This is a genomic window from Rhizobium oryzicola, assembly GCF_030504645.1.
In the GTDB taxonomy this organism is placed as follows: Bacteria; Pseudomonadota; Alphaproteobacteria; order Rhizobiales; family Rhizobiaceae; genus Neorhizobium; species Neorhizobium oryzicola.
Map to the genome: position 1 here is coordinate 465,620 of NZ_JAUKWQ010000004.1, position 24,013 is coordinate 489,632.

Consider the following 24,013-nt stretch of genomic DNA (forward strand, 5'->3'; position numbering starts at 1 on the left):
TTGCTCAAGCGCACAAAAATTATGCCTTTCTGGGCGGTGGCGCCACAAAAAGCAAAGTTCCATACGGGACTAAAAAAAGAAATTGACAGCCAATATATCTGCCGTCAAGTTCCATATGAGACTAAATTGTGGCCGATTGCCCAAAGGTGCTGACGCAGTGTCCAGTATGGAAAAGCCCTTCAGTGATCTTCTCAAAGCCGGTGGACAGGCCGCGGCGGGTAGTCATGGCGTGGAAGATCTCGTGGCGGTCAAGCTGTGGAGCAATCCTTGCTGGCTGTCCTTCCGGATCAACTTTCTGGCGCTTCAGTTCAACGAGCCAATCTACCGGTTCATTGAAAAGGAGTTCGGCTTGCAGCGCCCCGAATATGTGGTGCTCTACTCGCTTGGCCTGTGCGACGGACTGACCGCCAGCGCCATCTGCAGTTCGTCAGGCTTTCCCAAGAACACCATCAGCCGCGCCATCCAGCGGCTGATCGATAAGAATATCATTCGCCGAGAAATCGATCCGGCGGATTTGCGCAGCTTCGTCCTTTACGTCACCGACGAAGGGCGGCGGATCGTTGATGGAACTTTGCAGCCGATGGTGGACCGAGAGAAGGTCATGCTTTCCGGTCTCACGGCTGCCGAACAGCTCATGTTGTCGGAACTGTTGGCAAAGGTCGTCGTGGATTCCCCAAATTGGCCAACAATCATAAACTCAGAGGAGAACGAAGAATGAGTGCCTTGACTATCGCGCGCTCGGCCGCCCTGGCGGCCGTCTTGCTGGGAAGCGTTTCATCTGCGGCTTTTGCAGCCGATCTCACCATCGGCGTTCGCGCCGGTCCCCTCTCGGTCGATCCCGATTTTACCGCTGCCGGCACGCATGCGGAAGCGGTGAAGCACATCTTCGATACGCTGATCAAATCCGGCAACAACCTGCAACTGGAGCCGGGCCTTGCGGAAAGCTGGCAGGCAATTGACAACACCACCTGGGAATTCAAGCTGCGCAAGGGCGTCAAATTCCATGATGGTTCGGACTTTACCGCCGAAGACGTGAAGTTCTCGATCGAGCGCATCCCGCGCGTTGCCGGCCCCAACCCCACCACCATCTATGTTCGCCGCGTAGCGGGCATCGAGATCGTCGATCCCTACACGATCCGCATCAAGACCGATGGGCCTGCCCCCAATCTGCCGAACGACTTCATCCGCCTCTTCATCGTCTCGCATGTCGCAGCGAAGGATTTTTCCGATACGCCGGAGCATGCGGCGGAAGGCTTCAACTCAGGCAAGGCTGCCATCGGCACCGGCCCTTACAAGTTCGTGTCCTGGACGCCGAAAGAGTCGCTCGTCTTGGCCAAGTTCGATGGCTATTGGGGCGGGGCTGAGCCGTGGGACAAGGTGATCCGCAAGGAAATTCCAAATGATGCCGCCCGCGTTGCGCAGTTGAAGGCGGGCCAGGTCGATATCATCGCCCGCATCCCATCCTCCGACGTTCCGACGCTGGAAAAGGATGCCAATCTCAAGGTTGTTCGCCAGGATAGCGTCTATCTGTTCAACATCAGCTTCGATTTCCGCGACAAGTCCCCGCAGATTTCGGGCAAGGACGGCAAGCCGCTCGACAAGAACCCCTTCAAGGATCCGAAGGTGCGCGAGGCCTTCGATCTCGCCATCGACCGCGAGGCGATTACTGAGGTTGCGATGGAAGGCCTGGGCACGCCTCAGTCCCAATTAGTGACACCGAACATCTTCGGCTACAACAAGGCGATCAAGGTCACCAAGCCTGATGTGGCCAAGGCGAAGAAGCTTTTGGCGGAAGCCGGCTATCCCAACGGCTTCAAGGTCGTCTTCTCCTTCACCAATGACCGCCTGCCCGGCGACAAGGATGTCGGCACCACCATCGCCCAGATGCTGTCCGCCATCGGCGTTCAGGTGGAAGCGAACGCGCAGCCGGGTGCCGTGTTCTTCCCGGCCAATACGCGAGGCGATTACACGCTGACCATGTCGGGCTGGGGCACGCTGACGGGCGAGTCCAACTACACGCTGTCGTCGCTGGTTCACACCAACGACCCGAAGACCAAGCTTGGTGCCTTCAATATCCGTGGCTATTCCAACCCTGAAATGGACAAGCTGATCGAGGCTGCCGCGGTCGAGATGGATAGCGCCAAGCGCGACAAGCTGCTGCAGGATGCCAACCTGCTGGTTTCGACCGATCGCCCGAACCTTTCGATCGCCTCGGTCGTCAGCGCCTGGGGCATGAAGAAGGGCATCACCATCGTCCCGCGTTCTGACGAAGATACGCTGGCGACCAATATTCGTCCGGCCAAGTAAACTGTGACAGGGCGGGAAACCATTTCCCGCCCTTTCGATGACACGTGGAAAGAGGAATGCAGATGAGCAAGATCGCGCTCGCAATTCACGGTGGCTGTGGCGTCATGGCCAAGCTGGACCTGACCGAAGAGGAATGGCAGGCAGCCCGGGCGGATCTGGCACGTGCGCTGAAGGCTGGCTGGTCGATCCTCACCAACGGCGGCAGCGCGCTCGATGCCGTGGAAGCGGCCGTTGTTGTCATGGAAGACTCACCGCATTTCAATGCGGGCTATGGCGCAGCGCTCAATACGGATGGCGAGCATGATCTCGATGCCTCGATCATGGACGGTCGTGATCTCGGTGCCGGTGCGGTGACGCTGGTGCGGCGCATCCGCAATCCCATCAAGGCCGCGCGCAAGGTGATGGAAGCAGGTGACGCCGTGCTTCTCGGCGGCGATGCCGCAGACCGCTTCGCTGCGAACGCCGGTCTTGAGATTGTCGAGCGGACCTATTTCACCACAGAACGCCGCAGAAAGGCTCTGGCGGCCATGAAAGCGCATGCGGCAGCCGGCACGGCAGCAAAGGCGAGCGAAGCGGAAAAGCACGGAACCGTCGGCGCCGTCGCGCTCGATGCTGGTGGCAATCTGGCTGCAGCGACGTCGACCGGCGGCTACAACAACAAGCCTGCGGGTCGCATTGGCGATACGCCGATCGTCGGTGCCGGCACTTATGCCCGCAACGGTCACTGCGCGGTGTCGGGAACCGGCAAGGGCGAGTTTTTTATCCGCTATGCCGTCGGCCACGAGGTTGCAAGCCGGATGCGTTATCTGGGCGAGGGGTTGGATGCCGCTGCGTCCAAGGTCATCCACGAGGATCTGAAGCCGCACAATATTGGCGCGGGTCTGGTCGCTGTCGGCGCCGATGGCTCGATCAGCGCGCCCTACAATACCGATGGCATGTTCCGCGGTTGGGTCCTTACCGATGGCCGCGCCTTTGTCGGCTCGCATTCTGAGGTCTTTGAGGTCGAGACACTCTGAGATCCCCCGTTTTGCGCTGTTTCGCCTAGCTCTGATGTGTCGCTTCCATTCACGCCACTTTGTGGCTTGGATGGCCAGATAGCCGGAAGGCAGCCATCGCCGCGGATCGCAGCCCCGACACTAGCCGCGGTGGTGGCCAACAGTGAGATCGCTCTAGGTGAGCGATTTCCCGTGCCGCTCCATGCTTTCAAGCAGGGGTGTCGTGCTGGCGCCCGGCTGTTGAGGACGCAGGAATATGCCGTCTTTCACATGCGCAGGCTCGTGGAAGTGATCCTTGATCCAGGGGATGTATTCGAGGATCGTCGAGGCCGGATGCCAGTAGCTCAGGTGCACATGCACCTGGCTCATCTCGCCCGCATGCGGGACCACCGGCAAGCGGTTCGCCAGCGCCAGATCAGCCACCTGGATATATTCGGTGATCCCGCCAAGCCGCGTGACATCCGGCTGGACGTAATGCACGGCACCCGCATTGATGAAGGTCCGGAAGGCATCAACGGTGTAGAGTTGTTCGCCCAGCGCCACCGGAATGGCGGTGTTGCGGGCCAGCGCCGTATGGCTTGCGACATCGTCATACCACATGGGTTCCTCGAACCAGTAGATATCGAGATCCTTCGCCCGCGCGCAAAACCGCTGGCAGGTCGGCAGATCCCATCGCCCGTTGGCGTCGATTGCGATGCGGACACGGTGACCCAAACGCTTGCGCACCGCTTCCAGCCGCTCGATATCCGTGTTGGGGTCGTCGTGTCCAACCTTGATCTTGATGCGCGTAAAGCCTTCCTCTTCGACTGCACGTGCGGAGCCGGCAACGAGAGCGTCCTTCGAGAAGGACAGCCAGCCGATATCCGTATTATAGGCTTCGAGGGCGTCGGTCCGCGCACCACCCAGCAGCGCCCAGAGCGGCAGGCCAGCCTTTTTCGCCGCCAGATCCCACAGCGCCACATCGACTGCGGCCAGCGCCAGATGGGTAATGCCCGCACGCCCAACCCATTGAAGGGCCGGATATCGCGCAAGTTTCGTCCAGAGGCGCTGATGGTCGGCTGCATCCTCGCCTATCAGCAGCGGCGCGTAACAGTCCCGGATGCAAGACGTGATCAGCCGGTCGGAGGCGAGATGCGCATGGGTTCCGGTAAAGCCATAGCCTTCCAACCCATCCGAGGTGGTGATCTTCGCACCCACCACGCCCCAATGGGTAATGCTGTGGGTGGAATCGGAAATCGAATCCGAGGTGAGCGGCAAATGCAGGATGAACGGTTCGACAGCGGTAATCTTCATGGCGGGTCCTCCTCCCGTGCGCCTCTTGCTTAGTTCGGGTGAGCGCAGGACCCGGCTTACGGGAATGGCTACAGACGCTCCAGATAGGGCAGGTTTGCCGGCTGGATGGTTTTTGCGACCGCGTGAATGCGCAGCATGGCCCGATGCCGAGACACCTTCAGATGCTCGGCCAGCGCCTCACAGGCACTCGCCACATCGCCGGTCTCCAGACAGCGGATGATCTTCAGGTGTTCCGGCAGAAACGGTTCGCTTGCGAAAAGATCCGAGGTGCGGCGGTAGAGAAAATGATGCGCGACCAGCAGCGCCTGCGGCAGGCTGACGGCACGCAGGAGAGCCGGACTGTCACATCGCCCCAAGAGATCCACATGCAGTTCCTGTTCGAGCTGATCAAGGCGGTCGCTGCTGACCGCCGAAGCGGCGATCGTTTCCTCAATGTTGAGGCGCAGCCCGGACAGCAGCCCCACGGGCAGATGAGGAGCCGCCTTCTGAAGTGCGAGCGGCTCCAGCACCCAGCGCAGTTCGTACAGCTCGTCGATGTGCTTTTCCGTCAGGGCCGGAGCGACCCAGCGGCTGCTGGAATCCTTGCGCACGATTCCCCGCTCCTGCAGGCGCGCCACCACATCGCGCGCAACCGTGCGGCTAACCCCGAAATGTCGCGCCAGCAGCGCCTCATTGATCCGCCAGCTGGCAATGGATGTCCGGGAAACAACCTCGATTTCCACTTCCGGATAGATCAGCTCCCAGCTGGACTGTGCCTGTAGCTCAGCAGGTGGCGAGTGCGTTTGGCCGCCTGGTTCGATCTCGGCTCGGCGCTCGATCGCCACAATATCATAGCCGCGGCCCTCGGCTTTCCGCAAAAGCCCGAGGTTCTCCAGCTCACCCAACGCCTGACGCGCCGGTGCGCGGCTGATGCCAAAGCGGTCGGCGACGCCGGTCTCCGTCAGCCGCGTGCCCTCGGCGAGAACGCCGGCACGGATATCCTCGGCCAGCGCAGTGCAGGCACGGCGATAAAGCTTCGGGGCAAGTGGCGTTGACATGAAAAGGCTTCCTGAAATCCGTCGCAAGGGATTGCACATCCAAAACCGAACGTCTAGTGTATGCAGTAGACATTTTGCGAAAGAGATCAGGGAGGAGCTTTCGCGATGACGCAATTGAATGGCTCGGCGCGGTTTTCTCTGGCTGAGGCAAGCCGGTTTACCCATGACATTCTGCGCGCGACCGGTGCTGATGAAGCAACGTCAAAGGCCGCCACCCGCGCCATGATGCATGGTACGCGTCACGGTGTGGACAGCCATGGCATTCGTCTCCTGCCGCATTATGTGCAGGCGCTGGAGGGTGGCCGTCTCAACAAGGCTCCCTCGATCAGGGTCACATCCAGCCTTGCCGCGGTCGCGACGCTTGATGCCGATCATGCCCATGGCGCGCTCGCGACCTACACGGCGATGGAACATGCAACGCGCATCGCTGATCAGTTCGGCCTCGGTGCTGTTGCCATCCGCAATTCTTCCCATTTCGGTCCGGCAGGTGCCTATACGTTGGATGCTGCGAACAGAGGCTTCATCGGCATCGCCTTCTGCAATTCCGACAGCTTCGTGCGCCTGCATGACGGGGCGGAGCGCTTTCACGGCACCAATCCCATTTCCGTGGCAGTGCCGACAACGGAGGCCAATCCCTGGCTGCTGGACATGGCCACCAGCGCCGTCCCCTATAATCGCGTGCTGCTTTACCGCAGCCTCGGCCTGCCGCTTCCACCCGATGTCGCCTCCGACCGGGATGGGATGGATACAACAGATGCGCAAAGCGCCGACATGCTGGCGCCGCTCGGGGCGGCCTTCGGCTTCAAGGGCGCGGCATTGGCGGGCATCGCGGAAATCTTCAGCGCGGTGCTGAGCGGCATGCGCCTTTCCTTCGATATCGCGCCCATGGGTGGGCCTGACTTTTCGACGCCGCGTGAACTCGGCGCCTTCGTCATGGCCATCAAACCGGATGCGTTTGTGGAGCGCTCCGTCTTTGATGAGGGCATGCGGCGCTATCTCGAGACGCTCAGATCATCCAGGGCGCGTGACGGAGCCTCCGTCATGGCGCCGGGAGATCGGGAATGGGCGGTTGCCGAAACCCGCGAACGCGAGGGCATCACGCTCGATCCCGCGACTGCCGCTGCCTTTGAGCAATTGGGAGCGCGTTACCACGTGAGCCCGCCAAACGAAGCTTGACAGAAAGTTAATTTAACCCATAGTAGAAATTGGTCAGACAATCTGACCAGTGACGCATCAGGGGAGTGATGCGTTTGGAGGGTTTCATGTTCGTGGCGTTGGAGCCGCGCCGCCTTTACCGGCAGGTCGCGGAGCAAATTCGTGCGCTGATCGAGGCAGGCGAACTGAAGCCCGGTTCGCGGCTGCCGCCGGAGCGTGAGCTGGCAGAACGCTTTGCCGTGTCCCGCCCGACCGTTCGCGAAGCTCTGATCGTGCTGGAGGTGGAAGGTCATATTCAGATCCGCATGGGTTCCGGCGTCTATATCAGCAGTCGTCCGATCCCTGTGCAGCCTCTTCGCGTCAGCGAAGACGGTGACGGGCCACTCGAGATCCTGCAGGCCCGTTGCCTGATCGAAAGCGGTATTGCCGAAGAGGCGGCCCGCCTCGTGAAGCCGCAAAACCTGGAGAGGATCGATGCCATCCTGTTGCGCATGGAGGCCTCGCTGGATAATGCCGCGGTGGCGCTGGCCTGTGACCGGGATTTTCATACGGCCATTGCTGACATCATCGGCAATTCGGCGCTGAAGCACTTTACCGGCCTGATCTATGACTCGCGCAGCTCACCCTACTTTACGAAGCTCGCAAGCTATTTCGAAGGCCCGCATACCTGGAGGCTCGCGCTGGAGGAGCATCGCGTGATCCGGGGCGCTATCGCAGCCGGTGATCCCGCTGCGGCACGCGAAGCCATGCGCCGGCATTTGACGCTGGCACAAAAGAGATTCTCGGAAAGCTTCGGGGAGGAGCCGACGAGAGACGACTGACGGCTGGGCCAATCCCGGCCGTCATCCATGCAGTTCAGTTTCACTTGGGAGGAAAGAATGAAACTCAGACTGGCAACACTGTTGGGCGCGGCCGCCGTCATGGCGGTATCGACACTCTCGGCTCACGCGGAAACGGCGCTCAAATGGGCGCATGTCTACGAAACCTCGGAACCCTTCCATACGGAATCCGTCTGGGCGGCACAGGAAATCGCAAAGCGTACCAATGGACGCTACAAGATCGATGTGTTCCCGGCATCGCAGCTCGGCAAGGAAGCCGATATCAACCAAGGCCTGAAGCTCGGCACGGTCGATATTATCATTTCCGGTTCCAGCTTTGCGGCGCGGGACTTCAAGCCGATCGGGGTCACCTATTACCCCTACATCTTCCGCGATCCGAGCCATCTGATCGCCTATACCAAGAGCGACGTCTTCAAGCGGCTTGCCAAGGGTTATGAGGACAAGACGGGCAACCACATCGCCGCCGTCACCTATTACGGCACGCGCCACACCACCGCCAACAAGACGATCACCAAATGCTCGGATCTGCAGGGCGTGAAGATGCGCGTGCCTGACGTGCCCGCCTATCTCGCCATGCCGCGCGCCTGCGGTGCGAACACCGCACCGATTGCCTTTGCGGAGGTCTACCTCGCGCTTCAGAACGGCACGGTGGAAGCGCAGGAAAACCCGCTGACGACCATTGAGGCCAAGAAGTTCTACGAAGTGCAGAAGAACATCGTCCTCACCGGCCATATCGTCGACCACCTGAACACGCTCTTCTCCAAGAAGCTGTGGACCAGCCTCTCGGACGAAGACAAGAAGATCTTCGGCGAGGTTACCCAGGAAGCCGCCGAGCGCGCCACCAAGAAGATCGAGACCCGCGAGAAGGAACTGGTCGCCGAGTTCAAGCAGAAGGGCATTACGGTCACGGAAGTCGACAAGTCCGACTTCGAAAAGAACGTGGTCGAGAAGGTCAAGCTGGAAGACTTCGGCTACGAAAAGTCCGACTGGGACGCCATTCGCGCCATCAAGTAAGCGGGGCGCGGACCTCGCTCCGCGCTTGCCTGACCTTCACAACTTCATCGAAAGATCGCGCCGAGGGCGTTGTCATTCCGTCGCTTACGGCGGCAGACCTGCCTGACAGCACTCAGCCGATCTTTCCCTGAAGATTGCTCCGACAGGAAATTGCCGATGTCTGCAATTCAGGAAATTCATACCCCCGTTACAGCCGAGGAACTGGCCCATACCTTCGATGAAGCGCCCGCGGAGGTGGACCTGAAGGTCTATTCCGTCGAAGATTGGTTCACCATGGCGCTGTTCTGGCTGATGGCGGGCTGCGTGTTTCTGCAGTTCTTCACCCGCTACATCCTCAACAACAGCTATGCCTGGACGGAGGAGATTGCCGTCAACTGCCTGATCGGCGTCGTCTTCATGGGCTCCGTGATGTGCGTGCGCATGTCGCGGCATATCCAGGTGGATGTGCTCTACCACTACCTGCCCGCCCGGCTGACCCGGTTGATGGCGACAGCGGTGGACGTCATCCGCATCGGCTTTTTCGCCTACGGCTCCTGGCTGATGTGGCGCTATATGGAAATCGTCGCCGACGAGGAAATGGTGACGGTGCAACTGCCGCGAAACATCGTCTTCTACACGGTTCTCGCAGCCTTCGTTCTGATGCTTGGCCGTTCCATCCAGGTCTTCATCGCCAACATGCGCCGCGGCTACTCCGTTCTGGAGCGCCCGGAAGCCTTCCAGAGCGTGGAGGATTGATCCATGCTGCTTCTGATCGGTTCTTTCCTCGTCCTGATGCTGATCGGCCTGCCGGTGGCGGTGTCGATGGCGGTCTCATCGGTCCTCTACATCGTCTTTTACAATGTCGCGCCTGATATCATCGCCGCCCAGCGGCTCATTGCGGGCGTGGAAAGCTTTCCGCTGCTCGCCGTGCCCTTCTTCATCCTGGCCGGCAACCTGATGAACATTGCCGGCGTCACCGGCCGTATCTACTCCTTTGCCGTGGCCCTGGTCGGCTGGATGAAGGGCGGCCTCGCACAGGTCAACATCATCGGCTCGGTGGTGTTTTCCGGCATGTCCGGCACAGCGCTCGCCGATGCCGCCGGTATCGGCACCATCGAGATCAAGGCCATGCGCGACCACGGCTATCCCGTCGAAACGGCGGTTGGCGTCACCGCCGCATCGGCAACGCTTGGCCCCATCTTCCCACCGTCCCTGCCCTTCGTCATCTACGGCATGATGGCTAATGTCTCGATCGGTGCCCTGTTCATGGCTGGCATCATTCCGGGTGTTGTCATGACGGTGCTGATGATGGGCACGGTGGCGATCTTCGCCTATGTGAAGCGCTGGGGTTCGGACACGGATTTCAGCATCAAAAAGCTGTTCGGCGCGTCCTTCGAAGTCTTTGTGGTGATGATGGTTCCGACCGGCATCTGGTTGCTGACGCTCGCTGGACTGTCGCTCAACTGGTCGATCCTCATTGCGCTGATCGTGCTGCTGCTCTGCGACTGGTATTTCGACTTCTCCGCCGTCATGGCGTTGATGACGCCCGTCATCCTGATTGGTGGCATGACCATGGGCTGGTTCACGCCGACGGAGGCCGCGGTCGCTGCCGTGCTGTGGTCACTCTTTCTCGGCATGGTGCGCTATCGCACCATGACCTTCAAGACGGTGGCGAAGGCAACGCTGGATACGGTGGAGACGACGGCATCCGTGCTGTTCATCGTCGCCGCGGCCTCCGTCTTTGCCTGGCTTCTGACGGTCAGCCAAACGGCACAGCTTCTCTCCGACGGCATTCTCTCGATCACCAATAACAAATGGATCTTCCTGATCCTGGTGAACCTGCTGATGCTGTTCGTCGGCTGCTTCCTCGATACGATCGCGGCCATCACCATTCTCGTCCCGATCCTCCTGCCGCTGGTCAAGCAGTTCGGCATCGATCCGGTGCATTTCGGCCTGATCATGACGCTCAATTTGATGATCGGTCTCCTGCATCCGCCGCTCGGCATGGTGCTGTTCGTTCTGTCGCGCGTGGCGAGACTGTCCGTCGAGCGCACGACGATGGCGATCATCCCCTGGCTGGTGCCGCTGATCATTGCCCTGCTGCTCATCACCTTCATCCCGGCGATCACCTTGTGGCTGCCGCAGGAAATGGGGCTGATCCGCTGACCAAAAGCCCCGCGCGATTGCGTGCGGGGCAATTCTTCCACATGCGAAAGGCTTTCCAGCATGAAGACGCGGGTTGCCCGTCTGCACGGAACACGCGACCTCAAGGTCGAAGAACTCGATTATCAGAACCCCGGCAGGGGCGAGGTCCTGCTGGCCATGGCTGCCGGCGGCATCTGCGGCTCCGATCTGCATTACTATCAGGATGGGGGCTTTGGGCCGGTGCGGGTGCGCGAACCGATCATCGCCGGGCATGAGGCTTCCGGTTTTGTCGAAGCCGTCGGCGAAGGCGTAACCGGGTTTGATGTTGGCCAACTGGTCGCCGTCAACCCGTCGCAGCCCTGCGGGACCTGCGGATACTGCCGGATCAACCAGCCGATCCATTGCCTGAACATGCGCTTCATGGGGTCGGCCATGCGCCTGCCGCATGAAAACGGCCTGTTCCGAGACCGCCTCGTGGTGCCCGCCATCCAGTGCCATGCGGTGGCGGATGGCGTTTCACCGGGTGAGACGGCCTGCTCAGAACCGCTGGCTGTGTGCCTGCACGCGGTGGCGCAGGCTGGCGATGTCAGGGGCAAGCAGGTTCTGGTGACGGGTGCCGGCCCGATCGGCCTGCTGGTGGTGGCCGCCCTGCGCCATGCCGGTGCGGAAACGATTGTGGTGACCGACCTGACGGATGCGGCCCTGGCGCGCGCGCCCGCGATGGGTGCGACGAAGACCATCAATGTCGCAAGAGATCCGGAGGCGCTGCTGCCCTATCAGGAAAACAAGGGCAGCTTTGACGTCGTGTTCGACTGCTCTGCCGCGGGTCCCGCTCTGCGCGCGGCCTTTGCGGCCATCAAACCGCGCGGAACGCTGGTGCAGGTGGGCGTCACCGGCGATATGACCATCCCGCTCAACGCCCTGGTCGGCAAGGAAATCGTCTGGCGCGGATCGCAGCGGTTCCACGCGGAATTCGCGCAGGCCGTGCAGCTTATTTCCAGCCGCGCCATCGATGTGCGGCCCATTATTTCCCACAGATTTCCCCTGGAACAGGCCGTTGAAGCCTTCGAGCAGGCGGGCGACAGAACCGCCGCCTGCAAGGTGCAGCTGACCTTTGCGGGACATTAGAGGATAAGACATGAGACATACCTGGCGCTGGTTCGGGCCGATCGACAAAGTGAGTGTGCAGGATGCCGCGCAGGCGGGTGCCAAGGGCATTGTCAGCGCGCTCCATCACATCGCGACAGGCGAGGTCTGGCCTGTCGATGAAATTGCCAGGCGACATGAGGAGATCAAGGCCGGTGGGCTTTATTGGGATGTGGTGGAAAGCGTTCCGGTCTCCGAGGACATCAAGACCCAGACCGGCGACTGGAAGCGGCATATCGCCAACTGGCAGGAAACGCTGCGGCGGCTGTCTGCATCCGGCATCCGCACGGTCTGCTACAATTTCATGCCCATTCTTGACTGGACCCGTACGGATCTTCGCTGGGAAACTCGCCACGGCGCCAAGGCCATGCGCTTCGAACTGACGGATTTTGTGGCCTTCGATCTGCATATCCTGAAGCGCCCGGATGCCACACAGGATTATCCCGACTGGCTGCGCGAGGATGCTGCCCGACGCTTCTCCGAGATGACCGATGCGAAGATTGCCGCATTGGGAAAGAATATCGGTGCGGGCCTGCCCGGCTCGGCGGATGGCTATACACTGAATCAGTTGCTGGAAAAGCTTCGCACCTATCACGGCATCAACCGGGAGCGCCTGCAGCAGAACCTCGTGGATTTCCTCACCGAAGTCACACCCGTGGCCGAACAGGCGGGCATCAACATCTGCGCGCATCCGGATGATCCACCATGGCCACTGCTTGGCCTGCCGCGCATTCTGTCGACGGAGGCCGATTATGCCCACATGCTGGATCAGGTGAATGCGCGCGCCAACGGCGTCACCTTCTGCACTGGTTCGCTTGGTGCGCGGGCGGATAACGATCTGCCCTTCATCGCCACCCGCTTTGCCGATCGCATTCATTTTGTCCATCTGCGCAACGTCACGCGGGACACGGATACGGTGCCCTGCTCCTTCTTTGAGGATGAGCATCTGGAGGGCGGCACCGATATGGTGGCCGTGATCGCCGCCCTCGTCTCCGAAGAGGCGCGGCGACGGGAGGAGGGCCGCGAGGATCACGAAATCCCCATGCGGCCGGATCACGGGCAGGAAATTCTGGATGACCTGACGCGCGGCGCGCAGCCGGGCTATCCCGCTATTGGGCGTCTCAAGGGCCTGGCGGAATTGCGCGGCATCGAACGGGCGCTGACGCATGCGCGATATGGATTGGGGAGCCCCTAAAGCATATTGCGGCTCATCAGCCTCAACCAACATGCTTCGGGTCCTTGTTTTCCAGCATGTGGTCATCGCAAAACCGCTACACAGTTTCGCGCGACACGCTTTAGATGGGCCATGGGATCACGTAAGCAACTTGACTTTGGCTGGCCCGCTTTTCAGCTATAATGGCAGACGAGCGGAGGGCGTGCGGTCATGACGGTCATTCACATTACCCTGCTACAAAGGGCAGAAAGCATCGCCAACAATGCGCATAAGGGGCAGTCGGACAAGATCGGCGAGCCCTTTATCGAGCATGTTCGCCGCGTGGTGGCGCTTGTGCAGGGCGAAGATAGCAAGATCGTTGCATGGCTGCATGACGTGGTGGAAAAGGCCCCCGGTTGGACGCCGGAGCGTCTGGCGAGGGAGGGTTTCGCCGCTGATATCCTCGCAGCCATCGACGCCATGACGAAACGGGCGGGCGAGGATTATTTCGATTTCGTGCGGCGTGCGATCGCCAATCCCCTGGCGCGACCCGTGAAACGGGCCGACCTCCTCGATAATCTGGACCAGATGCGGCGCATGGGTGGCGATGGCTTCAAGTATGAAGAGGCCTTGCGTATTCTCGCCGCAACCGACTGATTGCGGAACAAACTTGCGCTTTTCCTGTTGATGCGCCGGTAACGGAAAGCAAGGCAGGGACAGCAATATGGATCTCACTTCCAAAGTGGCATTGGTCACCGGTGCAGGTTCCGGCATCGGACGCGCGACGGCACTGAAGCTCGCGGAGAGAGGTGTCTGCGTTGGGCTTCTCAGCCATACGCGCGATGAAATCGAAGATGTCGCCGTGGAAATTGCCAAGGCTGGTGGCGAATCGGTGGTGCTGCTTGCGGATGTCTCGAATGCGGAGGAGATGGAGCAGGCGGTGAAGGATTTGGTGGGGGCTGCTGGCCGGATTGATATCGTGGTTGCCAATGCCGGCATCAACGGTGTCTGGGCAGCCATCGACGACCTGAAGCCGGAGGAATGGGATCGCACCATCGCCATCAACCTTCGCGGCACCTACCTCACGCTGCACTTTACGGTCCCCCACCTGAAGAGGGAGGGCGGATCAATCATTCTGGTCTCGTCCATCAACGGCAACCGCACCTTCACCACGCCAGGCGCCACCGCCTATAGCGCGACCAAGGCCGGGCAGGTGGCGATGGCACAGCAGCTGGCACTGGAACTTGGCAAGCACAATATCCGCGTCAATGCCGTCTGCCCGGGCGAGATCGAGACCCGCATCAACGACAATACCAGCATCCGCGACCGCGAAGAGACGGAAGTGCCGGTGGAATGGCCGGCGGGCGAAATTCCGATTACCGGCGGCAAGCCAGGCCATAGCAATGACGTGGCCGAAGTGATTGCCTTTCTGGCTTCAGACGCATCTCATCACGTCACTGGAACGCCCGTTTTTGTGGATGGCGGGCAGGGGTTGCTGCGATAAGGACCAATCTCAGCGGTCCATGAAGTTCTGCCACTGCTTTTCGCCCATCATGCAGTCCGTCCTTGAACCTTGCGCGATGCGGCGAAGAGAAGCGGGCGGCTCGATGCCGCTGACCTCGATGATGAGCTTGCGGCGCACGGCGCTCGCAAAGTCCTCTATCTTGTGAACGGGTATGACGAACGATCCGGGGCCCCCGATCACGCAGTCCGCATAATATTGATCCAGCTTGTCGGAATCGACAGAGGGGCGGATCAACAGCGGCAGCCCGTTGATGATGATGCCGGCGGCAACCGCCTTGTCGCGCACCTCGGCCACAGGCGCGCCGATGTTGTTGGGGCCGTCGCCGGAAATATCGATGACCTGTCGCATGCCCTTAAAGGCATTGCTGACGAGCGAACTGGAACCATAGGCGATCGCTGCGGAAATCGAGGTGCGCCTCTGTGTATTGATCGGGCGCGCCGCAAGCTTGTCGGCAAAGGCCTTGGCGTCCTCGGCGGTGGCAATGATCTGCCAGTCGAGGATGGAATCCATCTGGACTTCACCCGCCCATTCGAAATAGCTGATTGCGATGCGGCCGGTCAGCCCTTCCTTGACGGCGCGGATGAAATCCGGGTGCTGCAGGGCTGCCACATAGCCATCCCGCTGGATCCTCGATTCTTCGTAATCCATTGAGCGCGAGGTATCGACGGCGAGCACCAGCTCGACATCCACCTCGTTGGAGGCGCGGGCGGAAAGCGCGGGTTGTGCCGCACCAGCCGTCAGTGACATGAGCATTGCAAGCGTCGTCAGCATGGCAAATCCCGTCACGGCGAAATCGCAAAAACTGTAACACAGCTTTCACAGGCAGCGACGGAAGCCTTTTCGGCGAACTTCACATTTTAGTGACAGTTGGAAAACGCTCTAAGCGTCGACGGCACGTGGCTTGCCCTCGTCATCCAGCGCAACCATCACGAAGCTGCCTTCGGTGACTTTCTGCCGTGTTTCGGAAAACTGGCGCCGCACCCAGCATTCCACCTGCAGCACCATGGATGTGCGTCCGACATGCGTGACGCTGGTATAGACGCAAAGCGTGTCGCCAACCTTGATCGGCTGGCGGAAGGTCATCTCCTTCACGGCAGCGGTCACGGTGCGGCCCCGTGCGCGTTCCGATGAGGCAATACCGGCGGCGATATCCATCTGCGCCATCACCCAGCCGCCGAAAATATCGCCGGCCGGATTGGCATCCGAAGGCATGGCCAAGGTGCGTAGGGTCAGTTCGCCTTGAGGTTCTGAGGTTTCCGTCATGAAATCGCCTTTCGTCATTTGTGCATTGCACAATTCATGTACGGCGTTCTCTCGCGGCTTCAATTGATCTTCCTGCATAGCCGCATTGCATGCGCTCATAGTCGAGTCAGATCTGTCGGCCGGTTCTTCAGGATGGCTTCCATGGAAAAAAAGCCGGTCACCGTTGAAAAATCGAAGTCGGTGATGAGCTTCTGATAGAAGGCGTCATAGCCGCGCATGCCGCGCGTGACGACCTTCAGCAGATAATCCCAATCGCCGCCGATCCGGTAGAAGTCGACCACCTCCGGCAGTTTCTCCACATGCTTGCGAAAGCTCTCCGACCATTCCTTGGAATGATGGCGGGTGCGGATCATCACGAAGATAGTGAGGTCGATACCCAGCGCATCGAGATCCACCTGCGCCTGCAGGCGTCCAAGCACGCCCGTATCCTGCAAGCGCTGCAGGCGCCGCCAGCAGGCATTCTGTGAAAGGCCGACGCGTTCTGCCAACTCGCGTTGAGAGAGGCTGCCATCCTGTTGCAGGCAGGTAAGAATGCGTCGATCAATATGGTCGATAGTGACAATTTCATCGTTCATATGATCGAACCTTGAGATCAATTCTGCAAAAATAGATGATGAATTCCCCGTGTTGCAATCCCTATCATCTGCAAATCAAAAAATAAGGGAACCAAGATGATGAGCGACGGTCTGCTGGCACGGTTTTTCCAGTCCCTGACGGAGGGTGATGTCTTGTCATCCCTGCAGCATGGATTGGTCGGAAAGTCCGCCAAAGTCGATGGACCGTTCGGACCGAAGCCGATGGTCTATGCGGATTATGTGGCGTCCGGGCGCGCGCTCATGCAGATCGAGCAGTTCATGCTGGAAGAGGTTCTGCCCTATTACGCCAACAGCCATACGGAAGCCTCCTATTGTGGAGGCATGATGACGAGGCTTCGCCGTGAGGCGAGGGCGGTTATTGCAAAGTGCTGCGGTGCGGATGAGCGCCATGCGGTAATCTTTGCCGGTTCTGGTGCGACGGCGGGCATCAATCGTCTCGTCAACCTGTTCGGCGCGAACCGCGAGAGGGTTCGTGTCATCATCGGCCCGTATGAGCATCACTCCAACATTCTGCCCTGGCGCGAATCCCGTGCCGATCTTGTCGAGATTCCGGAATGTGAGGAAGGCGGGCCGGACCGCGAGATATTGGCGGATGTGTTGGCACAGTCGAACGGCTTCGATCGCGTGATCTGCTCCTTCTCCGCAGCCTCTAATGTCACGGGCATCGTGACCGATGTTGAAGCCGTCACGCGCATTGCCAAATCGGGCGGAGCATTGGTGATCTGGGATTACGCTGGCGGCGGACCCTATCTGCCGATCCGCATGCAGCCCGCGCCGGATGCCGGGATCGATGCGATCGTCGTATCGCCGCACAAGTTCATTGGCGGTCCCGGTGCCTCCGGCGTCCTGATCGTTCGCCGCGATGCCGTAGTCATGGATAAGCCCAGCTGGCCGGGCGGTGGCACCGTCCGTTTCGTGTCGCCGACGGCGCATGATTATGCGACTTCGCTGGAAGCCCGCGAAGAAGCCGGCACCCCCAACGTGGTGGGTGATATCCGCGCTGCGCTGGCCTTTCTGGTGAAGGAGGCGATCGGCGAACAGGTAATGGCTGAGAGGAACCAGATTCTTGCCGCGAGCGCCATGGCGGCCTGGAGTAATCATCCCGCCATCGAAATCCTGGGTGATCTGAGCATCGAGCGCCTGCCGATCTTCTCCTTCCGCATCCGCCATCCGCAGGGCGGCTACATCCATCAGCAGCTGGTGACACGCATGCTCAGCGACCGTTTCGGCATCCAGGCCCGCGGCGGTTGCGCCTGCGCCGGCCCTTATGTCCATCGCCTGCTCGATATCGGACCGGAAGAGTCTGAACGGCTGCGGCAATCCATCCTGGCCGGTGACGAAATGGAAAAGCCCGGCTTTACGCGGCTGAACTTCAGCGTATTGCTGCCAGAGGAAAAGGTGCGCTTCATTCTGGAAAGCGTGCTGCAGCTGGCATCCGATGCTGCCGATTATGAGCACGTCTACGGCGTCGACCCGGCCCGCGCGATTTTTGCGCCCAAGGCTGCGTGAGAGTCCTCAGCCGCACTTTTCCACATACTGAAGTGCGGCAGCGGTACCGACGCTGATTTCCTTTACCATCTTGCCGTCGGTCTCGAAGCCGATGCCGACGCCATTGGCGCCGAGCAACTGGATGCTGTGGCTCTTGTCGTCGTATTTGCCGGGCTCGATCTTCAGCGCGGCGCCATAGGCTTTCTTCAGATCCGCTTCAGAGCTACCGACATGGATGCCCTTGGCGGTGGAGAGCGTCTTATCCGTCACGTAGATGCGCGTGACTTTGCCGTTTTCGATCAGCAGATCCATCTTGGGCTGGACAACCCGTGCCACGCGGCACTCGTCCTTGTCGGTGCCAAAGGGCTTCAGCGACTTTATTGCGCCCTTTGCCTCCTTCAGCGTCATGCCGATCTTGATCGGCGCGACACCGGATTCCTCGATCACGACAGGCGAGGCGGCAGATGCCGAACCGGCCAGTATGAGAACGAGGGAGAGGCTAAGCCTGAGGGGAAAGTGTGACACGGATGGGCTCCTTCAACGGACAAATGCAAAACGGCCCGCCTGTGATGGCGGGCCGTTGAAAGATCAGGTCAGGCTGCCTTCATCGTGGCGTGCAGCGGGATCTCCACGTCGATCTCCAGGATCGAGACATGCTCATCGCGATCCATCTTCACCTGCACCTTATCGTGATCAACCTGCACATGCTTGGCGATCACAGCCAGGATTTCCTCGCGCAACACAGCCACGAGGTCGCTGCCGTTGGAGGCTCTCTCATGGGCCAGAAGAACCTGCAAACGCTCGCGCGCCGTCGGCGCCGATTGCTGTTTGCGGAAAAGACGGAACAGACTCATGCGGCCCTCCGTGCGAAGATCTTGCCGAGCAGGCCACGCTTTTCTTCCGGAATGGTGACCGGAATGTCTTCGCCTGCCAGACGGCGTGCGGCTTCGAAATAGGCCATGGCAGGGGCACTACGGGGCTCTGCCAGCGTGACCGGCGCGCCGACGTTAGAGGCGCGCAGCACATCCGAGCTTTCCGGAATGATGCCCACCAGCGGGATCGACAGGATTTCCAGAACGTCGTCCACCTTCAGCATATCGCCGCGCTCGGCACGAACCGCGTCATAGCGGGTCAGAAGCAGGTGTTTTTCCATGCGCTCGCCGCGCTCTGCCTTCAGCGTCTTGGAATCCAGCAGGCCGATGATGCGGTCGCTGTCGCGAACGGAAGAGACTTCCGGATTGGTTACAACAACGGCGATATCGGCATGGCGCATGGCAAGGGTTGCGCCGCGTTCGATGCCGGCCGGGCTGTCGCAGATCACCCAGTCGAAATACTTCTTCAGTTCGCCGATGACCTTCTCGACGCCTTCAGCCGTCAGATTGTCCTTGTCGCGAGTCTGGGACGCCGGCAGCAGGAACAGGTTTTCCATCCGTTTGTCGCGGATCAGTGCCTGGGTCAGCTTGGCGTCGCCCTGGATCACGTTGATCAGGTCGTAGACCACGCGGCGTTCTGCGCCCATGACGAGGTCGAGGTTGCGGAGCCCGACATCGAAATCCACGACGACGACTTTTTCGTTTCTCTGTGCCAGGGCAGCACCCAATGCTGCGGTCGAAGTGGTCTTGCCAACCCCGCCCTTACCTGACGTAACGACGATTACCTTCCCCATCTTCATCTCCTGTAACTGCCGGATTCGGCTCAATTCATTTTATCTGCCAAGATCGCATCACCCTCGAGCCACAGCTGGGCAGGATGGCCGATGAGATCTGGCGAGAGGTCTTCGGCCATCTTGTAGATGCCGTCGATTGCCACCAGTTCGGCTTCCAGCTTGCGGCAGAAGATCCGTGCGGATGTATTGCCTACGGAGCCGGCCATGGCGCGACCACGCAGGCTTCCGTAGATGTGCACGGACCCGCCCGCGATGACTTCCGCACCGGAAGACACCGAACCGAGAATGGTCACGTCACCTTCGGCAAATATGACAGACTGACCTGACCTGACGCTTTCCTTGATGACGAGCGACTGCAGGGTCGGGCGCGGCTGTTCGGTAATTTCGACACGCGGCGGCTCGGTCTGCACCTCGCCGGAGACCGGTTCCGTCTGCTTGACCTCGATATCGCCGCTGGGGCGGCCGCCCTTCAGCGCCGGCGGCATGCCGGGCGCCATCATGGAGGGGCGTGCGCCTTCAATGCCCATAATGCTGACATTTCGGGCGGAAAGTTCGGCCAGAAGTTCTTTCAACTGGGCGCGATCGATCTGCAGCTCCGTCACATCAAGCACGACGGGGCGGGTCAGAAAGAACCCTGCGGAACGCGCGGCAAGGTCGTCCAGCCGTGCCAGCCACTGATCCAGCGGAAGCGCAGGCGAAAGCACGACGGCCAGGAACGAGCGGCCTTTGATGCGGATGGAGCGGTCGTCGTCTGTTAGCACTTTGGTCATCTACGTAAACAAATCGTTGACGTAGGAGTAAGGCCGATTTGGTTAACAAATAGTTAACGCGGCTGTTAATGCGGCGCTCGGCTTAACCATGTTGCAGGAGGGACACAGCACCGCTTAGCAAGCAAAAACGCCGGAAAACCAGGCTTTCCGGCATTTTTGAAATGTCCCTGCGCCAGGCGCGCGAAGGTTAACCCTTCGCTGCGGCTTCACGCGGCGGAACCCGGGTAATGCGGGCGCCAAGGGCGTTCAGCCGCTCTTCGATCAGTTCGTAACCGCGCTCGATCTGCTGGGCATTGTTGATGATACTGGTGCCTTCGGCGCACATGGCGGCAATCAGCATCGCCATGCCGGCGCGGATGTCAGGGCTCTCGACGCGGGCAGCGCGCAACTTGGCTGGACCCGCGACGATGGCGCGATGCGGATCGCAGAGAACGATTCGCGCGCCCATGGCGATCAGCTTGTCGACAAAGAACATGCGGCTTTCGAACATCTTTTCAAACATCAGCACCACGCCTTCGCATTGGGTGGCGGTGACGATGGCAATCGACATCGTGTCGGCCGGGAAGGCTGGCCAGGGCTGGTCCTCGATCTTCGGGATATGCCCGCCAAAATCCGGCTGGATTGCCATCTTCTGATTGGCGGGCACCACCAGATCGTCGCCTTCGATCCGGCAATGGATGCCCAGCCGCTCGAAGGTCATCAGCGTGGAGCGCAGATGCTCAACGCCCGCTTCGCGAATCGTGATCTCCGATCCAGTGACTGCCGCAAGGCCGATCAGCGAGCCGACCTCGATATGGTCAGGGCCGATGCGGTGGGTCGCACCCTTCAGCGGCAGGCCCCCATGGATGATCATCGTGTTCGTGCCGATGCCTTCGATGCGCGCGCCCATGGCGATCAGGAAATGTGCGAGATCCTGCACATGGGGCTCGGAGGCGCAGTTGCACAGGATCGTCAGGCCTTGTGCAGCAACGGCGGCGCACAGCGCATTTTCGGTACCGGTGACCGAGGGCTCGTCCAGGAAAACGTCGGCGCCCTTCAGTCCAGAGGTCTTGAAGTGATAGGCGCTATCCACCTGGATATCGGCGCCCAGCTGCTGAAGTGCCAGAAAGTGCGTATCCACGCGACGGCGACCGATCACGTCGCCACCTGGTGGAGGCAGGGTAATCTCACCGCAACGTGCGAGCAGCGGCCCGGCGAGAAGGATGGAGGCACGGATGCGCGCGCAAAGAGCTGGATCGAGATCGGTTGGACGCACTTCCTTCGCTTCGATCTCCAACTCGTTGCGGCCGTGCCAGCGGGCTTTCGCGCCCACGGACTGAATGAGTTCGACGAGTGCCTCGACATCGCGAATGCGCGGCACATTGGTCAGATGCACAACCTGATCCGTCAGCAGTGCCGCGGCAACAATCGGCAGGGCCGCATTCTTATTGCCGCTGGGCTTGATCTCGCCCGAAAGACGATGCCCTCCCTCGACAACATATTGAACTTTTTCATGTGGCAGCGCTTCGGCCATGACGAATGTCCCTCGTTTGAGGCCTCTTATGACATGCCGATTCGGTCGGATTGTTGAGCGGACGATATTTGCTCATCGCAATCCACGGTTTTTTACCATGCGGCAAAGGTAGTTTCAGCCGAGTGTTGATGAACACCGTGTCCCGGGCTCCATTCACCGCACCGGACGCAGCGATTTCAAGCCGGACAGGATCTTTCGGCGTTTCCGCGGTGCAAGCGCGATGTCGCTGACAAGGCGGGCGCCACCCTCGTGCTTCTCAAGGGTTATCTTGCGGCTGTGAAACGCCTCCAGTTCGGTGCGATGGCCGACGCTGAGAATGGTGACCGTCGGAAGTTCCTCGATCAGCATTTCCATGATCTTGTCCTGCATCTTTTCGTCGAGCGCTGACGTTGCTTCGTCAAGCACGATGATATCAGGCGCGTGGAGGAGCAGCCGTGCGAATGCGAGGCGTTGTTTCTCGCCGCCAGACAAGGTGTGATCCCAAGGCGCCTCCTCCTCGATCTTTTCGCTGAGATGGCCCAATCCAACCTTGTCGAGTGCGACGCCGATCTCCTCCTTCGTCCAGCTGTCGGCGGGGCGAGGGTAAGCGACAGCACGGCCGAGCGTGCCCGCCGGAATGTAAGGTCGCTGCGGCAGCATGAACAACTGGCTGTCTCGGCGGAAGCCGACAAATCCGTTGCCCCATGGCCAGAGCCCCGCGATGGCGCGCACCAGCGTGCTCTTGCCGGACCCCGATTCGCCCGCCACCAGCACGCGCTCGCCCGGCTCCACCTTGACCTCGGTTTCCTTGACGACCGCCGTGCCATTGTCCAGCGAGACCGACAGCTCGTTCAGAGTCAACATGGTGCTACCGTCGGTTTCTCCATGCTTGATACGGCCGAATTGATCGTTCTTCTCGGCGTTTTCCAGCCCATCGAGCGAGACCATCAAGGAGGAGACACGCCTTGCGCAGGCGTTCCAGTCCGCAAGGCGGGGATAGTTGTCGACCAGCCATCCAAACGCGCTTTGCACAATGGTGAAGGCAGAGGCCGCCTGCATGACCTGGCCGAGCGTCATGCTTCCATCCAGAAATTTGGGGGCACAGAGCAGCACCGGCACAACAGGCGCAATCAGCAGCGATCCGTGCGAGACCAGCGTCGTGCGCATATACTGGTTGGCCAGCAGCTTCCATTGCTTGCGAACATTGCCGAAGGTGCGATCCAGATCGCTGCGTTCTTCTTCCTCGCCGCCGAGAAGGGCAATGCTCTCGCCGTTTTCACGCACACGCGTCAGCGTGTAGCGAAATTCCGCTTCGACCTGGTTTTTGGATTCGGACACTTTGACGAAGTTGCGCCCGATAAAGGCGATCGAGCTTGACGTAATGGCAGCATAGATAACTGCCGTAATGACGAGAAAACCGGGTATGGTGACCATGTGTCCGGCCACCGGAATGGTCAGTGCGCCGCCGATGGTCCACAGCACGACGATGAAGGTGGAGGCAGAGACGAAGGCGGCGATGACGCCCGATACGAAATCAACCGGCGACTCGGTCGCAATCCGCAGATCTTCTGATATCCGGGCCTCCGGATTTTTATGATCGCCATCGATCAGGTTCAACTGATAGTACCGGCCATTGGCCAACCAGCGCGCAATTATTTCGCTCGTGAGCCATGACCGCCAGCGCCGCTGGATCTTCATCCGAACATAGACCTGTGCGGTGACGAGCATGACGCTGCCCGCGACCAAGGGTGGAAACAGCGCTGCCAGAAAATAAACCGTCGACGCATGCCGCTGCTCGATGGCGTCGAACAACCCGCGGTTCCAGATGTTGATGCCATATTGAAATGCGACATTCAGACCAATCAGAACGAGCAGGCCGATGGAAAACGGCCAGGCCAGCTTGTCACCCCGGCGGCTCCAGTATCCTCTCGCGCTGGTCCAGAACCGTTTGAGCAGGAATCGCTTTCGAGCCTTTTCCAGTTCTTCAGGGGTAAATTCGGTTTCCAAGGTGGAAGAATGGGACGGCTGAGAGACATGGGATGCCAATCTCTGCTCCTGAGATGAGATGATTGTGGGAGGAATGGCGCCAAGCGATCCGCTGACGTTAGCCCGTATGGGCAAGCCTTCTGACGGAGATCAAAAAGTGGGTT

The 24,013-nt window shown here is 60.2% G+C and carries 23 protein-coding genes and 1 pseudogene; 13 read left to right on the top strand and 11 right to left on the bottom strand.

All coding sequences use genetic code 11. The features are described from left to right. Window positions 1–166 precede the first annotated feature (166 nt). The 3 genes from Q2T52_RS15620 to Q2T52_RS15630 all read left to right on the top strand — a co-directional run bounded on the left by Q2T52_RS15620 (window position 167) and on the right by Q2T52_RS15630 (window position 3,323). Window positions 167–718: a MarR family winged helix-turn-helix transcriptional regulator gene (locus Q2T52_RS15620; RefSeq protein ID WP_302077798.1), complete on the top strand. Its 552-nt coding sequence runs from the start codon at window positions 167–169 to the stop codon at window positions 716–718. Next, window positions 715–2,307: an ABC transporter substrate-binding protein gene (locus tag Q2T52_RS15625; RefSeq protein WP_302077704.1), complete on the top strand. Its 1,593-nt coding sequence runs from the start codon at window positions 715–717 to the stop codon at window positions 2,305–2,307. Before Q2T52_RS15620 ends, Q2T52_RS15625 begins: the two co-directional genes overlap by 4 nt. A 62-nt stretch (window positions 2,308–2,369) precedes the next feature. Beyond that, on the top strand, window positions 2,370–3,323 hold the full coding sequence (locus tag Q2T52_RS15630) for an isoaspartyl peptidase/L-asparaginase family protein (protein ID WP_302077705.1): 954 nt from the start codon (window positions 2,370–2,372) through the stop codon (window positions 3,321–3,323). Window positions 3,324–3,476: 153 nt separating this feature from the next. Here the strand turns inward: Q2T52_RS15630 and Q2T52_RS15635 are convergent, their stop codons facing one another. Together Q2T52_RS15635 and Q2T52_RS15640 are read right to left on the bottom strand one after the other, a co-directional pair. Continuing rightward, on the bottom strand, window positions 3,477–4,595 hold the full coding sequence (locus Q2T52_RS15635; RefSeq protein WP_302077706.1) for a mandelate racemase/muconate lactonizing enzyme family protein: 1,119 nt from the start codon (window positions 4,593–4,595) through the stop codon (window positions 3,477–3,479). Window positions 4,596–4,663: 68 nt separating this feature from the next. Next, complete coding sequence (locus tag Q2T52_RS15640) at window positions 4,664–5,632, bottom strand: GntR family transcriptional regulator (RefSeq protein WP_302077707.1); 969 nt, start codon at window positions 5,630–5,632, stop codon at window positions 4,664–4,666. A 105-nt stretch (window positions 5,633–5,737) separates the two neighbouring features. Here Q2T52_RS15640 and Q2T52_RS15645 point away from each other — a divergent pair, with 105 nt between their 5' ends. From Q2T52_RS15645 to Q2T52_RS15685, 9 genes are all read left to right on the top strand, one after another. After that, window positions 5,738–6,808 carry an Ldh family oxidoreductase gene (locus Q2T52_RS15645; RefSeq protein ID WP_302077708.1) on the top strand — a complete coding sequence of 357 codons (1,071 nt, stop codon included), beginning with the start codon at window positions 5,738–5,740 and terminating at the stop codon, window positions 6,806–6,808. 86 nt (window positions 6,809–6,894) lie between these two features. Continuing rightward, window positions 6,895–7,608 (top strand): FadR/GntR family transcriptional regulator, encoded by a 714-nt coding sequence (locus Q2T52_RS15650; RefSeq protein ID WP_302077709.1) that lies wholly within the window; start codon window positions 6,895–6,897, stop codon window positions 7,606–7,608. A 57-nt stretch (window positions 7,609–7,665) separates the two neighbouring features. Then, window positions 7,666–8,640, top strand: a complete 975-nt coding sequence (locus Q2T52_RS15655) for a sialic acid TRAP transporter substrate-binding protein SiaP (RefSeq protein WP_302077710.1) — start codon at window positions 7,666–7,668, stop codon at window positions 8,638–8,640. 156 nt (window positions 8,641–8,796) lie between these two features. Then, window positions 8,797–9,375 (top strand): TRAP transporter small permease, encoded by a 579-nt coding sequence (locus tag Q2T52_RS15660; RefSeq protein ID WP_302077711.1) that lies wholly within the window; start codon window positions 8,797–8,799, stop codon window positions 9,373–9,375. 3 nt (window positions 9,376–9,378) lie between these two features. Continuing rightward, a complete protein-coding gene (locus tag Q2T52_RS15665; protein ID WP_302077712.1) occupies window positions 9,379–10,785 on the top strand; it encodes a TRAP transporter large permease in 1,407 nt (468 codons plus the stop codon). Window positions 10,786–10,845: 60 nt separating this feature from the next. Further along, window positions 10,846–11,892, top strand: coding sequence for an L-idonate 5-dehydrogenase (locus Q2T52_RS15670; RefSeq protein ID WP_302077713.1), 1,047 nt, complete (start codon window positions 10,846–10,848; stop codon window positions 11,890–11,892). A 10-nt stretch (window positions 11,893–11,902) separates the two neighbouring features. After that, the gene (gene uxuA / locus Q2T52_RS15675; protein WP_302077714.1) at window positions 11,903–13,105 is read left to right on the top strand and encodes a mannonate dehydratase; all 1,203 of its coding nucleotides are present in this window, start codon (window positions 11,903–11,905) and stop codon (window positions 13,103–13,105) included. A gap of 189 nt (window positions 13,106–13,294) precedes the next feature. Beyond that, a complete protein-coding gene (locus Q2T52_RS15680) occupies window positions 13,295–13,720 on the top strand; it encodes a metal-dependent phosphohydrolase (protein ID WP_302077715.1) in 426 nt (141 codons plus the stop codon). Between the two features lie 67 nt (window positions 13,721–13,787). After that, window positions 13,788–14,567 carry an SDR family oxidoreductase gene (locus Q2T52_RS15685; protein ID WP_302077716.1) on the top strand — a complete coding sequence of 260 codons (780 nt, stop codon included), beginning with the start codon at window positions 13,788–13,790 and terminating at the stop codon, window positions 14,565–14,567. Between the two features lie 9 nt (window positions 14,568–14,576). On the opposite strand, the gene Q2T52_RS15690 is transcribed toward Q2T52_RS15685, so the two are convergent. From Q2T52_RS15690 to Q2T52_RS15700, 3 genes are all read right to left on the bottom strand, one after another. Then, complete coding sequence (locus tag Q2T52_RS15690) at window positions 14,577–15,359, bottom strand: DUF1194 domain-containing protein (RefSeq protein WP_302077717.1); 783 nt, start codon at window positions 15,357–15,359, stop codon at window positions 14,577–14,579. Between the two features lie 108 nt (window positions 15,360–15,467). After that, a complete protein-coding gene (locus Q2T52_RS15695) occupies window positions 15,468–15,851 on the bottom strand; it encodes an acyl-CoA thioesterase (RefSeq protein WP_302077718.1) in 384 nt (127 codons plus the stop codon). Window positions 15,852–15,946: 95 nt separating this feature from the next. Continuing rightward, window positions 15,947–16,426 (bottom strand): Lrp/AsnC family transcriptional regulator, encoded by a 480-nt coding sequence (locus tag Q2T52_RS15700; RefSeq protein ID WP_302077719.1) that lies wholly within the window; start codon window positions 16,424–16,426, stop codon window positions 15,947–15,949. Window positions 16,427–16,525: 99 nt separating this feature from the next. On the opposite strand from Q2T52_RS15700, the gene Q2T52_RS15705 reads away from it, so the two are divergent. After that, a complete protein-coding gene (locus Q2T52_RS15705; protein WP_302077720.1) occupies window positions 16,526–17,956 on the top strand; it encodes an aminotransferase class V-fold PLP-dependent enzyme in 1,431 nt (476 codons plus the stop codon). Window positions 17,957–17,962: 6 nt separating this feature from the next. On the opposite strand, the gene Q2T52_RS15710 is transcribed toward Q2T52_RS15705, so the two are convergent. The 6 genes and pseudogenes from Q2T52_RS15710 to Q2T52_RS15735 form a co-directional block, all read right to left on the bottom strand. Further along, window positions 17,963–18,460, bottom strand: a complete 498-nt coding sequence (locus Q2T52_RS15710; RefSeq protein WP_302077721.1) for a hypothetical protein — start codon at window positions 18,458–18,460, stop codon at window positions 17,963–17,965. 68 nt (window positions 18,461–18,528) lie between these two features. Then, entirely contained in the window at window positions 18,529–18,789 is a 261-nt protein-coding gene (gene minE / locus Q2T52_RS15715; RefSeq protein ID WP_302077722.1) for a cell division topological specificity factor MinE, read from the bottom strand. Then, complete coding sequence (gene minD, locus Q2T52_RS15720) at window positions 18,786–19,601, bottom strand: septum site-determining protein MinD (RefSeq protein WP_302077723.1); 816 nt, start codon at window positions 19,599–19,601, stop codon at window positions 18,786–18,788. Before minD ends, minE begins: the two co-directional genes overlap by 4 nt. A 29-nt stretch (window positions 19,602–19,630) precedes the next feature. Continuing rightward, the gene (minC, locus tag Q2T52_RS15725) at window positions 19,631–20,371 is read right to left on the bottom strand and encodes a septum site-determining protein MinC (protein ID WP_302077724.1); all 741 of its coding nucleotides are present in this window, start codon (window positions 20,369–20,371) and stop codon (window positions 19,631–19,633) included. Between the two features lie 187 nt (window positions 20,372–20,558). Then, window positions 20,559–21,884, bottom strand: coding sequence for a UDP-N-acetylglucosamine 1-carboxyvinyltransferase (murA, locus tag Q2T52_RS15730; protein WP_302077725.1), 1,326 nt, complete (start codon window positions 21,882–21,884; stop codon window positions 20,559–20,561). 153 nt (window positions 21,885–22,037) lie between these two features. Beyond that, window positions 22,038–23,861, bottom strand: a pseudogene (locus Q2T52_RS15735) (ABC transporter ATP-binding protein/permease); the annotation flags it as partial. Between the last annotated feature and the right edge of the window lie 152 nt (window positions 23,862–24,013).